Origin of the sequence: Kolteria novifilia, assembly GCA_007748055.1 — a bacterium.
Taxonomy (GTDB): Bacteria; Planctomycetota; Planctomycetia; order Kolteriales; family Kolteriaceae; genus Kolteria; species Kolteria novifilia.
In genome coordinates this window covers 7,097,605-7,111,711 of sequence record CP036279.1, presented here as the reverse complement: position 1 = coordinate 7,111,711, position 14,107 = coordinate 7,097,605, and the positions used below count along the sequence as shown (strand labels likewise).

General features: G+C 61.9%; 8 protein-coding genes. 6 read left to right on the top strand and 2 right to left on the bottom strand.

Going from position 1 to position 14,107, the window contains the following annotated elements; translation table 11 throughout:
* The first annotated feature begins 19 nt into the window (after positions 1 to 19).
* The 3 genes from Pan216_RS26065 (at position 20) to Pan216_RS26055 (ending at position 4,786) form a co-directional block, all read left to right on the top strand.
* The gene (locus tag Pan216_RS26065; RefSeq protein ID WP_145262850.1) at positions 20 to 2,581 is read left to right on the top strand and encodes a phosphatase PAP2 family protein; all 2,562 of its coding nucleotides are present in this window, start codon (positions 20 to 22) and stop codon (positions 2,579 to 2,581) included.
* Positions 2,582 to 2,737: 156 nt separating this feature from the next.
* The gene (locus tag Pan216_RS26060; RefSeq protein WP_145262849.1) at positions 2,738 to 4,060 is read left to right on the top strand and encodes a hypothetical protein; all 1,323 of its coding nucleotides are present in this window, start codon (positions 2,738 to 2,740) and stop codon (positions 4,058 to 4,060) included.
* A 51-nt stretch (positions 4,061 to 4,111) separates the two neighbouring features.
* The gene (locus Pan216_RS26055; protein WP_145262847.1) at positions 4,112 to 4,786 is read left to right on the top strand and encodes a hypothetical protein; all 675 of its coding nucleotides are present in this window, start codon (positions 4,112 to 4,114) and stop codon (positions 4,784 to 4,786) included.
* 124 nt (positions 4,787 to 4,910) lie between these two features.
* Here the strand turns inward: Pan216_RS26055 and Pan216_RS26050 are convergent, their stop codons facing one another.
* Positions 4,911 to 6,773 (bottom strand): transketolase, encoded by a 1,863-nt coding sequence (locus Pan216_RS26050; protein WP_145262845.1) that lies wholly within the window; start codon positions 6,771 to 6,773, stop codon positions 4,911 to 4,913.
* Between the two features lie 287 nt (positions 6,774 to 7,060).
* Positions 7,061 to 7,285, bottom strand: coding sequence for a hypothetical protein (locus Pan216_RS26045; protein WP_145262843.1), 225 nt, complete (start codon positions 7,283 to 7,285; stop codon positions 7,061 to 7,063).
* 362 nt (positions 7,286 to 7,647) lie between these two features.
* Here Pan216_RS26045 and Pan216_RS26040 point away from each other — a divergent pair, with 362 nt between their 5' ends.
* The 3 genes from Pan216_RS26040 (at position 7,648) to Pan216_RS26030 (ending at position 13,732) form a co-directional block, all read left to right on the top strand.
* On the top strand, positions 7,648 to 7,953 hold the full coding sequence (locus Pan216_RS26040) for a hypothetical protein (RefSeq protein ID WP_145262842.1): 306 nt from the start codon (positions 7,648 to 7,650) through the stop codon (positions 7,951 to 7,953).
* Positions 7,954 to 8,686: 733 nt separating this feature from the next.
* Positions 8,687 to 10,258: a class I SAM-dependent methyltransferase gene (locus Pan216_RS26035; protein WP_145262840.1), complete on the top strand. Its 1,572-nt coding sequence runs from the start codon at positions 8,687 to 8,689 to the stop codon at positions 10,256 to 10,258.
* Between the two features lie 453 nt (positions 10,259 to 10,711).
* The gene (locus Pan216_RS26030; RefSeq protein ID WP_145262838.1) at positions 10,712 to 13,732 is read left to right on the top strand and encodes a beta strand repeat-containing protein; all 3,021 of its coding nucleotides are present in this window, start codon (positions 10,712 to 10,714) and stop codon (positions 13,730 to 13,732) included.
* The last annotated feature ends 375 nt before the right edge of the window (positions 13,733 to 14,107 follow it).

Genomic DNA, 14,107 nt, shown 5'->3' with positions numbered 1-14,107 from the left:
CGGCTGGGTGGAGTCTTGAGTGGACGCGGCGCTTGAAACACCTTTGACGACGGAGTCCTCGGAACGGGCGAATCGACCTCAGTCGGCGCGGAGGCGCTGGCATCCCTCTTGGCTGGTGCTTCATGCCAGTTTTCTCGCCCTGGTGGCGTTGGCGTGGGTGCTCGACGGGTCGGTTTTTCATCTGGCCAACAATTGGTTCAACGGCCCCGAACCCCTCAATGGGGAACTTCATCAACTCATTATCTCGATGGCGATGTACGGGCAAGCGCTCGGCATCGTGATGTCCCTGGTGATGATCCTGGTCTTTGACCAACGGCATCGCGGTCGCGCCTTGGTTCTTGGCGTGATGTTGATCCTCACCGGTCTGAGCTGTGGCATGCTCAAGATGATCATTGGGCGACAACGTCCCCTCCAAGCTGTCGGACAAACGGTGCTCGAAGGGCCCGCCCGCGGTTTTCGCTCGTCACGCAACCAGTCTTTTCCCTCGGGGCACACCGCGACCGCGTTCGCGATGAGCTACGGACTCAGCGCGTTTTATCCGCCCGCCCGCCCCATCGTTTGGGCCCTCGCCTACGGCTGCGCGTTCAATCGCATCATCACGGTTCGCCACTTCGCGTCGGACGTCGTCGCGGGAGCTTGGCTCGGACTGATCATGGGATGCCTGGTGCTCAAGATGCCTTGGCTGCGTCGCTGGGAGGAGACGATCAGTCGCGCGTGGTCCGATGGCTTGACGCGGCCATGGTCGATTGTCACGGGCTTGGTGACGAAGAAACGCGTTTGGAGACTGATCTCGAGTCCCGGGGTGCTCGTGATCGTCACCCTCGCCGTCGCGTGGGCGGGCAACGCGGAGACACCCCTTTGGGATCGCGATGAACCGCGATTCGCCACGGCGGCGCGCGAGATGCTCGAACGCGGGGATTGGGTCGTTCCCACCTTCAACGGCCACTTGAGGCCCGACAAGCCGATCCTCATCTATTGGCTCATGATGGGGGCGATCAAGGTCTTCGGAGACGGCACCTTCGCGGTTCGGTTCTTCTCGGGCTGTGGCCTCGCGGGCGCCGCTCTGCTGGTCTACTTCCTCGGTCGCTCGATGTTCGATCGTCGCGTCGGCGTCTTGGCGGGCTGGATGTTGGCGCTTTCGCCGATGGCGATTGTCGAAGCCAAACTCGCCACCGTCGATTCGGTACTGCTCTTCTTCATCATGCTCGCCCTGACGGCTCTTTGGCGACTCTATCAGGGGCCGTCTCTACTGGCGGCGTTCGCGTTCTGGGCCGCTCTCGGGCTCGGCGTCTTGACCAAGGGGCCAGTGGCGCTCGGCGTCGTCGGGCTAACCCTCGTCCCCTTTTGCCTCTTGCGACGGGAGTTTCGTTGGCTGGGACGGCTTCACCTTCTCATGGGGCCGATTCTCTTCGTGGCGATCATCGCGCCTTGGGTGATGATGGTTCAGCAGCGGACCGATGGAGATTTTCTCCATTTCGCGCTGGGGCATCACGTCGTTCGGCGTTCGTTCAAGGTCCTCGAAGGTCATCGCGGCTTCCCCGGTTTCTACGTCCTGACGCTTCTCGGGCTGATGTTTCCCTGGGCGATTCTGCTTCCGTGGAGCATCAAGCGACACTGGCAACAGTTCCGCGTCGACCCCCGACTGGCGTTTCTGGCGTGCTGGACGGTGGGACCGCTGCTCATGTTCGAACTCGTGAAGACCAAGCTCGTGCACTACTACCTTCCGGCCTACCCCGCGCTAGCGCTGATCGTCGCGTCGGCATTGGTGGGACGATTCGCGGGACGCACCGGATTGAGCGCTTTTCCGGCACGCTTGGGGCACTTGCTGGTGGCCGGGGGGATCGGTGGATCGATCGCCGGGCTGGGGTTCGCGATCTTTCTCAGCCGTGTCGCCGACATGCCCGAGACGATGATTCAGGGCGTGGTGGTGATTTCGTTCCTGGCGTTCGGAGGGCTCGTCCCCGCCGGCTATCTGATTTCGCAGCGTCGGCTAAAGCGGGGCTTCGTGATCGTCGCGGGAACGATGGTCGCTGCCTTCATCGTCGGTGGGAGCCAGCTCGCGCCCAACGTGGGCAAGGGGGGCGAGGCTTGGGCGATCGCTCAACGACTACGGGCGATCGAGACCGACCGTCCCATCGCTCTCTGGCTCTACCGAGAGCCGAGCATCATTCATCAGGTGGGACATCCGATCCCGCTGGTTGACCCGATGCGTTCGGAGCCGATCTTTCCGCAGGCGCTTCGTTTCGCTCTCGATCGGGGGCCGTTCGTCACCGTCATGACCGACGAGGACATCGAGCGGATGTCGTCCGACCCGACACTCGAACTGACGACGGTCGAATCGATCACCCGCTTCAGTTTCAAGAAGTTCAGGGATCGCTCGGTCCATTTGGTGGAAGTGCGTCCCTCCGCCCGCGCCGAGGAGATCGTCGCGCTGCACCGATCGCGCGACGGAGCCGAGAGCCTCCGTTCGGAGATCGACTTGTCGCTCGATTGGGAGTGGGAGGACGACGATCCCAATGCCGGGCGCCGCTATCCCCTCAATCCGGTCTGCCTTCCCTTCGCCGGTCCACGCTACCGGTAACCTCGACTTTGGTTGCCGGCGCGCCTCCTCTTCAAGTCGCGCTGCCCGATCGTGGCTTTGGGCGGCCCGCTTGCCTTCGCGCACATCCCTTGGTGACAATCTGCTATAACCAAGAGCCGAAGAAGATTGTCGCCAGAGGACGAGTCGAGTTCCGGTATGGATCAGTCAAGCGACCTGTTGAACGAAGCCCCCCGCCCCGCGCCAACGACATGTGCCGCCTGTTCGTGTCTGTGCGATGACATTCTCGTCACGGTGGGCAAGTCCGGGCCCGACCTGGTCGAGAACGCATGTCCGGTTGGGTTGGAGTGGTTTCAGTCGTCGCAGTCGACGTCGATGCCGTTGGCGGCGATGCAAGGCGAGTCGGTCAATAGCCGTAGCGCGGCCCGAGCCGCCGCCGCTTTGCTTGCCGACGCGAAGCTCCCTCTCGTCTACGGGTTGCGTTGGGCGACTTCCCAGAGCGTTCGCAGCGCGCTTGCGGTCGCGGACCGATTCCAAGCCATCATCGATACGCCGGTTTCGAGCGACCTCGCGGGGTCGCTCGCCGCGATGCGTCGTGTCGGCACCGTGACGTCGACGCTCGGCGAGGTGCGCGATCGCGCCGACTTGGTGATCTACTGGGGAGCCGATCCGCACACGACTCACCCTCGTCATCCGGAACGGTTCACGTCCGGGGCGCCCCTTCGACTCGCGGACGACGAGAACCACAAGCGGCGAGTGGTCGTCATCGACGATGCCGAGAGCGCCTCCGTGGCGGCTGCCGACGAGTTCATTCGCATCCCGCGCGAAGCAAGCATCGCCGCGCTCTGGACGCTCCGCGCGCTTGTGCGGGGCCGATCGGGTCGGTCGGCGCCATCCGGGATCCCGTTGGAGTCACTCGATCGGCTTGCCGGGATGATACGCGACTGCCAGTTCGGGGCGATCTTCCATGGGGGCCGCCTCGCCGCGGCATCCGCGCGCGCCGTCGAACAATTGTCCAAGCTGGTGATGGAACTCAACGAAACAGCGTGTTTCGTGCTCCTGCCGATGGGGGCGAAGGGGAACCTCGTTGGCGTGGAACATGCCTTTTGCTGGCAAACAGGCTACTCCAGCGCCGTCAGCTTCACCAGAAAGTACCCACGCCATGTCGGCAAGGAGTGGGGCGCTCAGGGGCTCTTGGAACGCGGACTTGTCGACGCGGCGCTTCTGATCGGAGCCGACGCGGTGGACGACCTATCGGATGCGGCACGCGACCATCTTCGTGGCATTCCGATCGTCACGATCGACCATCAGCGCTCGTCCTGGAGCGAGCGGGCGTCGATCGCGTTCACCACCTCGATCGCCGGGCGCCACAGCGACGGAATCTATTCACGCGCCGATGGCATCCCGTTGCCCCTACGGCCGACGATGCTGTCTTCCTATCCCAGCGTGGACTTTACGCTCGGGATGCTTGGTCATGCCGCGGCGACATCAGACGGGGCGATACCCAGATCAGCGCCTTGAGAAGAGGTCACGTCGTCAATCGCGGCTGGCCTCTGGAGGAGGAGAGATTCGGTGGCTTTCGATCAATCGTTTTGGATCATGGCGCTTGTCGCGGCGGGATGCTTTGCCGTCTTCACGCTCATCAATTTGAGCCTTTCCCAACAGCGTACCCAAGAACTCCATCGCTTCGCGCGTCGAATGGGATTCGAGTTCGCGATGCATCCGGCTCACTTCGTCCTCGAAGGGGTCGACATGTCGCACCTGCGATTTCACGGCCGCTTCGAACAGGTGCGAAACCTCATCGACGGGAATTGGCGCGGCATCCACATCCGGGTCTTCGACTTTCATTTTCGAGAGGGAAACGAGAGCGTCGTCCAAACCGTTTTCATGGCCGAGTCGAACGAGGTCGAATTGCCCGCGTTCATGCTGCGCCCGGCGAATAGCCCCTTCGACAAACTCAAGGGGCTCGTGACCCTGACCGACATCAACTTCAAGGAACGGCCCGGTTTCTCGGCACGCTATCGACTCGTCGGCAATGATGCCTCCCGTATTCGTTCGATCTTCACCGAGCAGCTCCTCGATCGTATCGTCGACAGCCATGATCTCCACCTCGAGGGCATGGATCATCGGCTCATCTTCTTCCACGCACGCGTGACGGTGCCCACCAAGGGCATTTGCGGGTTCATCGACGAGGGCTTGCAGTACTTAAGCCTGCTGTCGGGAACGACGGCACCCCTGCTGAGCTAGGCCCGCCGAATAGCCCCGATTTCGGCACACCTTCGACTTCTCTTGGGTGCCATGCTCACGCTTGCGTGGACGTGCCGATTGGACTCACGCTTGCGTGAAGACATTGAGACGGTCTCCTCGGACGCTACCCCTTCGACGCAGTGACCTCCTCGACTTTCGCGACAATCGCATCGGCATCGATGCCATAGCGATGCAGGAGTTCAGCCGACTCGCCACTTCGAGGGATCTCGCCCACGGCAAGGCGAAAGACACGCACATTCTTCTCCGCGGCGACCGCCGAGGCGACCGCTTCGCCGAGCCCTCCTTGCGGATAGTGGTCCTCGACCGTGATGATCACGCCGCCAGTCTCCTTCGCCGCCGTGATGAGTGTCTTCGCATCGATCGGTTTGATCGTGAACGGATCGATCACGCGTACCGGAAGTCCATTCTTCTCGAGGCGTTCGGCCGCCTTGAGCGTCTCGGCGAGCGTGACCCCGGCTCCGACGAGCGTCGCCACGTCCTTGGGGCTCGAGCGAAGGATCTTGGCTTGCCCGATGCGGAAGGGCTCGTTGTTGTCGTACACCACCGGCGTCGCGGGCCGACTGGTACGGGTGAACGTCATCCCCTCGGCGTAGTTGGCGGCGAGTTCCAACGCGCGTTCCCCGGAGACAGCATCGGAGGGATAGAAGACGACGCAGTTGGGGATGGTGCGGAACATCGCCAAGTCCTCGAGCGCCATCTGTGATGGGCCGTCCTCGCCGATCGAAACGCCCGCGTGCGAACCGACGAAGTTGACCGTCGATTGCGAGATCGCCGCCATGCGAATCTGGTCGAAGGCTCTCGTCAAGAAGCACGCGAATGTCGAGACGAAGGGGATCTTGCCGCGACACGCGAGACCAACGCCGACACCGACGAGGTTTTGCTCGGCGATGTAGCACTCGAAGAATCGCTCCGGGTTGGTGTCATGAAACTTCTGGGCGTAGGTCGAGTTCTTCGTGTCGCCGTCGATCGCGACCACCCGTTCGTCGGCGGCGCCGAGCTTTTTGATCCCCGAACCGTAGGCGGCGCGGGTGGCGACCTCTTCCCCCTTCGTGTAGTCGGGGGTTGGGATGGCGATGTTGACCGGGCCCGGACTCGATAGCGCGTCGAGCGGCGTTCTGGGAGAGGGCTGGCCGGAACCCGAGAGCTGGGACTTCAGATGGCTGATTGCATCCTCGGTCTTGTCGCCGAGCGCCTTGCCGTGCCAGTTGTCTTCATCCTCAATGCCTGGAATGCCATGGCCTTTGTAGGTCTGGCAGATCAATGCGGTGGGGGCTCCCATCGTCGAGGCCGCCAACGTGAACGCGCTGCGCAGCGCGGTGATGTCGTGGCCATCGATGACGATGGCGTTCCAGCCGAACGCTTCGATTCGCTGGCGATACACCGCGAGGTCATGACCGAACATCGTTGCCTCGCTCTGGCCGAGTCGATTGATGTCGAAGATCGCGCAGAGGTTGTCGAGTCGATAGTGCCCCGCCAGGGAGAGTGCCTCCCAGACGGAACCTTCCGCCGACTCGCCATCCCCCAGGACGACATAGACACGATTGTCGCTGTGATCGAGGTACTTGCTCGACAGCGCCATCCCGACTCCGACGGAGAGACCTTGTCCGAGCGAGCCGGTCGCGACGTCGACAAAGCTTAGTCGCGGCGTCGGATGTCCCTCGAGATCGCAATCGAGTTGCCGAAGCCTAAGCAAGTCGTCCGTCGGGAAGAGACCTGCTTCCGCCCACGCCGCGTAGAGGATCGGTGCCGCGTGCCCCTTCGAGAGAATCAGCCGGTCGTTGTTCGGGTTCCGGGGATCCTGCACGTGGTAGCGCATGGTGTCGAAAAAGAGGACCGACATGATCTCCGCGATGGAGCAACAGGAGGTCGGATGGCCCGATCCCGCTGCCGTGGTTGATTCAATCGAGTGGATCCGCAGCTTGGTGGCCATGTCTCGAAGTGCGACGACAGTCGTTTCGGTCGTCATGAGTCCCCCCGTGGTTTGATGGCGAGTGGCCTGGTGAGAATTCGACGAATGGTGGACGCGATGCGCGCCGTTATAGAGAGCATCGGGTGGCCATCAACGCTCGGGAAGCGATTGCTTGAGGCGGGCGACGGGCGTGGGGAACGAAAGGAGGGTGAGACGCAGGGGTCCGCGCCTCACCCGAGAAGGGGATCGTACGCATGCCGTGGCGGAGCGTTGAACTCCGGTGTCACGGGCCGCTGGTTGTCAGGGGAGTCATGACCTCGATCATGTCGGCCGAGGGGCGTCTTCTAGGCCGCTTGAGCTTCGGCGCCGTCCGCTTCATCCTCTTCGGGGACCAAGTCGGCGATGTCGCAACACGTCGCATCGAGAAGGCGACGCAACACGGTTCCCTCAATCTCCTCGGCGAGTTCGGTCAGCACCGCGATGACGCGATCGGCCTCGGCGGCGTCGACCGGCTCGAGATCCAGCGTGTCGTCGCTAAAGTCCTCGGGGCTAATGGGTTCGTGATCCATGAAGAAGAGTCCCTCCTGTCAAGCTACCTCGGCCGCGATGGGGAGTGCCCCGGCGCGGCCCAGCCCTCGGTCGTTCCCGCTCCAGCATGGGGCCAAGGGCGACGCAGAGCATATCGGCTGATGGGGGCGTTCTTCGTGAATCGACCAATGCGCTCCCCGCCCGGAACCCCAAATTGACGGCCGCGCGGCCAGAGGTCTGGCGCCGTTCACCAATTTTCTGGCGCCCAGCATCCGATCTTGAACGATTTTCGACCAAATCTCCCCCGTTTTCGGCCTCGGCACGACCGTTGCGTTTGAAGCATCGTCGATCAAAGGGTGCTTCGGACACGATGCCGGAGCAAGCAACGTTTAGGAGGTGCGAGATGATCAAGAACCGGCGAGGTTGGTGGGTCGGAGCCCTGGCGGCGGTCGTCATGGTTGGGGCGTGGTCGGCGTTCCCCAGGCAAGCGCAGGCGCAAGTCGGTGTCTATGTCGGATGGCCGGGCGGAGGGGTCGCGTACCAGTCGGCACCGACTTACTACGGGGGGCCGGTCTACGGAGGCGGCTATCGTGTCGCTCCACGCCGCTACTACCCTGGGACTCCCTATCGCTACGTCCGCAAGTACGATCGCGGGTATCACCATCATCACCACCGCCGCCCCTGCGGTCCGCGTCGCCGCGGCTGGTGAGTCGATCGCGCGAGATTCGCGGCGCGACCGGCCATCTGGAGCCAGGGACGGCTTTCCGGCCGGCGCGCCGCGAGCGCTCGCTCGTCCAACGCGACTCTCGGTCGCCAAGAGAACGTCATGACGTTCGCCCGTGTCCAACTTCGCTCCCCCTTGTCCAAGGGGGAGAAGGGGGGGCTTTCCCTCTTCGCCGCGGCCACAAGAGGCCTTCGACGATGCGGCCATCTGACGGTCGATCTCACCCCTTGCTTGAGGTTTCCTGTTCGCTGCGCGAACCCAGATTGACGAGCAATCTAGGCCACCCACCAAACAAATTCGCTCCCCCTTGTCTAAGGGGGAGAAGGGGGCTTCACATGGGCTCCAAGGTCCCGTCAGCCTAGCCCTTCTCCTGCCCGAATTCTCTCTTTCCGATGGACACCACGCGAGGCTGCCCAGCGCCCCACGCAGCTTCCGGCACCCACCCATCGCCCTTCGCTCGCTTGTCCGAACTTAGCTGTCTGATAGATTGTTCAAACAACGGACAAATCTCGTTCGGTGTCGCGACCTCCTCGATCCCACGTGGAAACTCGCTGGAACCCAACTCGCGACATGGCCCTGTTCGTTCCGAGATCGAACTTGGCGGAGGTGGCCCGAGAGCGGCTCGGCGACGAGTCGACTTTCCGGGGTGGGGTGGTCCGTCGCACGGCAAACAACATCACAACGCCAACGCGAAGTTGGTCGGGTCTGGGAGAGCGCGATGAGCGAAGAGAAGAAGAGCACCTACGACGAGATCCCCTACGAGATTGGATCCTATCCCGCGACACAGCCCTCCTCGATCGGCGTCGTGGCTCAGTTCTTCGGACTGAAACCGGCCCCCGCCGACAAGTGCCGCGTCCTCGAACTGGGCTGCGGCTCGGGTTGGAACCTCATCCCGATGGCGTGCCGCTTCCCCGAGAGCGAGTACGTCGGCATCGACCTCTCCAAGACCCACATCGACGATGCCGAGGCCGCGACCAAGGAACTCGGTCTCGGCGAGCGACTCAAGTTCCACCACGGCAGCATCACCGACGTCGACGAAAGCTTCGGCACCTTCGACTACATCCTCTGCCATGGCGTCTACTCGTGGGTCCCCCGCGAGGTCCAAGACCACATCATGAAGATTTGTCACGACAATCTTCGGCCCGATGGCGTCGCCTACATCAGCTACAATACCTACCCCGGCTGGCATATGCGGGGCATGATCCGCGACATGATGCGTTACCACGCCCAAGAGTTCGCCGAACCGCTCCAGAAGGTTCGCGAGGCTCGCGGCTTGATCGACTTCCTCTCCCAGACCGTCTCCGCCGAGGGCAACGCCTACGGCATGATGCTGCAGAACGAGCTGAAACTCCTCAAGCGGACCGCCGACTCCTACCAGTTCCACGAGCACCTGGAGGAAGTCAACGACCCGATCTACTTCTACCAGTTCATCGAACGGGCCCAGGGCGAGAAGCTCAAGTACCTCTCGGAGGCCTCGGTCTCGAGCATGCTCGTCAACAACATGCCCGAGAAGGTCGAGCTGACGCTGCGGCGCGTTTCCAACGACGAGATCCGCATCGAGCAGTACATGGACTTTGTTCGCAACCGAACGTTCCGTCAGACGCTTCTCTGCCACGAGTCGCAGAAGGTTCATCGCCACTTGAATGCGGGTTTGCTCAACGAGTTCTGCATCGCCTTCGGTGGCCAGCCCGCGACCGACGCCAGCGACGCGGCCCTCGAGACCAAGGTCGACTTCAACCTGCCGGGCGGACGCAAGCTGACTTGCGGCGACGCGACCCTGATTCGCCTGCTGCGTCATCTCGGCGAACGCTGGCCCAACTACGAGCCGACCGGGGACGCTCTCTCGGCGGTTGGCGTCACGCCCAATACCAAGGTCGCCGAGCAGGTTCTCGCGAGCCTTTTGAAGCTCTACACCTCCGACGCGTTGGTGGCCCGGACGATTCCGCCCACCTTCACGACGGAAGTCGCCGAGCGCCCCGTCGCTCCGCCGATGGTTCGCTTCCAGGCGGCCCGCAGCAAGCGGATCGTCAACGCCCTTCACGAAACGCACAGCCTCAACGATTTCTTCGTCCTGTTGCTGAAGGAACTCGACGGCAGCAAGGACAAAGAGGCCCTGTCGAAGATCATGGTCGACGCGGTCAAAGGCCGGAAACTGAGCCTCGCCCAGGAGGGGGTTCCGTTGCGTCCGGACGATCCGAAGGTCGCCGAGATCATTCCCAACGCGGTCGACGAAGTCCTTCGCAAGTTGGCTCGGGCCGGCTTCCTCGCTGACGGAGGCGACGTGAAATAGCTGTCACTAGAGTGGCAGTCGAAAGCCAGTGCGGATCGTGCTTGGCTGAAACAATGACGCGATGGGGCGATGCCGGCGTAAGTTGGTATCGCCCTTCTTTTTGTTTTTATCCGCAAATTGTTCACTCCCCGCTTGACTACCCAGCCGACCTACTTAAGCTGGTGCCAGAAGTAGATGTTGGGCGGGGAACCATCCGGCCGGACATCTTTTCTCCCTCGGTAGCGGTGGAAACCAGGTGGTGCGGCCTGGTCGTCGCTACGGGTCGGGATGGCTTTCTCCGGTGAAGGACCCTGGAGGAAGTTGGGGAGTTGCTTCGCGGCAAATGATTTTCGCAGACGACTCTAAGCAGTCATTCAACTTCGCGGCATCGGTGGGACTTCTTCCGCCGAACAGTTTCAGCATTCGTTTTCGAGTTTCACAGTCGGTGAATGTACCCTTACGGAGCATCAAGACATGCCTTTGAGCTTGCTTGCCAGTCGGGCGGCTGGACCTTTGTCCTCACTCAAGAAATTCTTCGGCGACGTCACGCGTAAGAGCGAAGTTGCCAGTAACTCCTTCGGCCGCGCCATGGCCGAAGTCGAGGCCCTCAACGATCGGATCGTGCCCGCCAACTTCTCGGTCAACGGCGCGATCCTCAACGTCACTTTGGAAGCGAATGAGTCGGTCACGCTTTCTACGATTGGGGTTGGAGACTCCGCCGACGGTGGTGTTCTGACGCTGGACGGGACGCTTTGGTCTGGTACGGACGACCCCGGAGTCGCCGTCGGTCAGGGACAAGTCGATCTGGGCTTTGACAACCAGGACGGCGCCGTCTTTACGACCGTGAAGATTAACGGCCTGGGTAACAACACGGTTAACATTGACGAAACCGACACTGTCTTCAACGAAGCGCTCAGCATCACGCTGACCAACGGCAACTCGATCGTCAACACCGGTGATTTCGCGTTCGGCGGTGCCGGCGATACGCTGAAGATTACCGCGACGGGTGTCGACGTGACTCAAGGTCCTGATGGTGTCCTGACGTTGGCGGATGCCGCGACGTTCGATCTTGGAGCCACCGGTGATTTGCTGTTGGATTCGGAAGAGAACGAATTCGCCAATAGTCCGATCGCCATTACTCAAGCGAACGACGTCACCATCGTCTCCAAGGAAGATACCCTCGACGCTGCCGTTTCCATTGATGGAAAAGTCGTCGGCGATCTTGAGGTGTTCATCGAAGGCGACGCCGTCGCGGATGAGCTACTCGTTGGTCGGTCCACCGGCATCAGTGTTGGTGGCACCACTCTCTTGTCCAGCAAGGCCATGACCGTCTTTGGCTCGATCGAGGCCGAAGGTGCGTTTACCGGTGCGGTCAGCGTTTTCCATGGCGGAACGACATTGGCCGGTGACGTATTGATCACGACGACGGGCAATACGAGCCTCTTGATCGACGAGATCGACATCGAAGCCGAGTTGGTGGAGCCGCTTCTCGTTCTCAACGCCACCAGCATTTCCCAGACGCCTGGAGGTTCGATCAACGTCGGCGAAGGGATGGGAAAGACTGCGGTGAGTTCCTCGACGGGCGCAGGCGACATCGTCCTCGCGAACGCAAGCAATAAGTTCGGCCCCGTGCTTCTTGATTCCCAGGCCAACAGCGTCTCCTTGGCGACCATGGAATCTTTGCTCTTCGATAGCGATGCCAACCTGATCATCACCGATCTGTCGCTCACCGCCGAGATGGACGTTGATGCGAACGACTCGAAGCTGACGGTGCTCGGACTGACTTCCGTCACCGCCGGTGAAGATGTCCTGATCGACAATGCTGACAACGATCTCAACAACGTCAAGGTCATTCAGTCGGGCGACGATGCCGACGAAGCTGAAGTCAAGGTCTTCGACAAGAACACCGTGACTTTCTGGGGTTCCATCGCCGGTGAGCTCGAGGTTATTTCGACGAACATCCTCACCCTTGGCAAGATCGCTCCGCTGACCTTGACCGGCGGCAAGGACTCGGTCTTCACCTCTGGGACGATCTCCGTCGAAGACTTCGCGGTCGATCTCGGAACGGGCATGTCGACGTTCGATGCGACCGTCAACTCTCCGATCTCGATCAACTCGCCGAACTCGCAGGGTATTCTCTTCGTCGGTGACACCGGCGAAGTCGAGATCCTGGACGGCGTCAAGGTGGGTGCCGGTTCGGTCCTCGCCGGCGACGGCAAGTTCGAGGTCGGTGCCGCTGGCGTCGACGTCCAACCGATGGGTCTCGTCGCGGCGGCCAACGTGTCACCTTTCGGCCTGATCACCCCCGGCAGCCTCGACATCACCGGTGACTTGAACTTCTCGGCGGGCGGTATCTTCGGCCAGGAGATCACCGGCACCGATCCCGGCGAGTTCGACACCATCGCCGTTGATGGGACTGCCGACATCACCGACGCCACGCTTGCGATCGCGACCGAGGGCTACACCGCCACGGTTGGCGATAGCTTCGTCATCCTGACCGCCGACGTTGTCACCGGCACCTTCGGCAACCTCGACGACATGGACCAGCTCACCGTCGATGGTGTCACCTACATGGTGACCACCACCGCGACGGACGTCACCCTCGAAGTCGTCGCCGTTGGTCCGACGGTTCAGGCGGACGGCATCGGCCTCTATCGTCCTTCGGCCGCCGAGTTCGTCTTCAACACCAGTGACGTCTTCAACTTCGATCCGAACGCGTTCTTCACGATCGGTTTCGGTATCGTTGGTGATCAGGGCTTCATCGGTGACTTCACCGGTGACGGCATCGTCAACGTGGCGGTCTACCGCGACGTCAGCGACACCGAGCCTGGCTTCTTCATCATCAACACCAGCCCGATCAACGCCTTCGATTCGTCTGCCTTCATCACCACGCCGTTCATCGGCAACGGTGACGAGGTTCCGTTCGCGGGCGATTGGGACGGCGATGGTGACGACGATCTCGGTCTCTACCGGAACGCCGACGCCACCTACGTGACGATCAACCTGCCGGAGATCGCCCCGGGCCAGACCGGCGAAGTCGCTCTCGGCCTGACCCGCAACATCGTCTTCGGCAACCCGTCGTCGCCGACCAACCCGACCGATCCTCCCGCCGTGGGCAACTTCAACGCCGCCTACGCGGCCGATCAGATCGGCTTTGGTGCTCAGGGTACCCTCGACATGGCGGACGTCGACATCGCGACGCTGCCCGCGGGCAACTCCTCGATCAGCGCCTTCTTCCAGCCTTCGCCGTTGGTCTTCGGCACCACCGGTGACACTCAGCTCAACGGTAACTACACCGGTGAAGTTGATGGGCTCGATCAGCGCGGTCTCTACCGCAGCGAGTCGGCGACCTTCTCGATCTCCTCGGGAAGCCAGCCGAACATCGTCTTCGGTCTGGTGGGCGATCAAGGCTTGACCGGCAACTTTGTTGGCCTGCTGCTCCCGGTCGTTCCGACCACCGAGAGCTTGGTCGACAGCTTCTTCGAAGAGGTCTAAGTCGCGGGGGCAACGCCCCGCGATTGCGACGAATCCATGGCTGGGGCCTTTCACGCTCCAGCCAACGACCACATGACCGTTCGCCTCAGCCCTGGTTGAGTGGAACGGACGACATCGAGAGCCGGCAGGGAGTCTTTCCTGTCGGCTCTTCTTTTTGCCCTTCCGCGTCGCGAAAGAAATATCCCTTATTACCCATGCCGCCCATCTGTCCAGGTCCGCTCTTTTCTCGGAAACGGAACTATCGACTTGACCCGCCGAGAGCGACTCTTCATCGTTGGAGTTAGGTGGGGCACGAATGGGTTGTGTCGGTACTCCGGCCACGGATGTGGTAGCGAGCATGGATGTGCCGACATTTGAGTTCCCGCGCAGACGGGA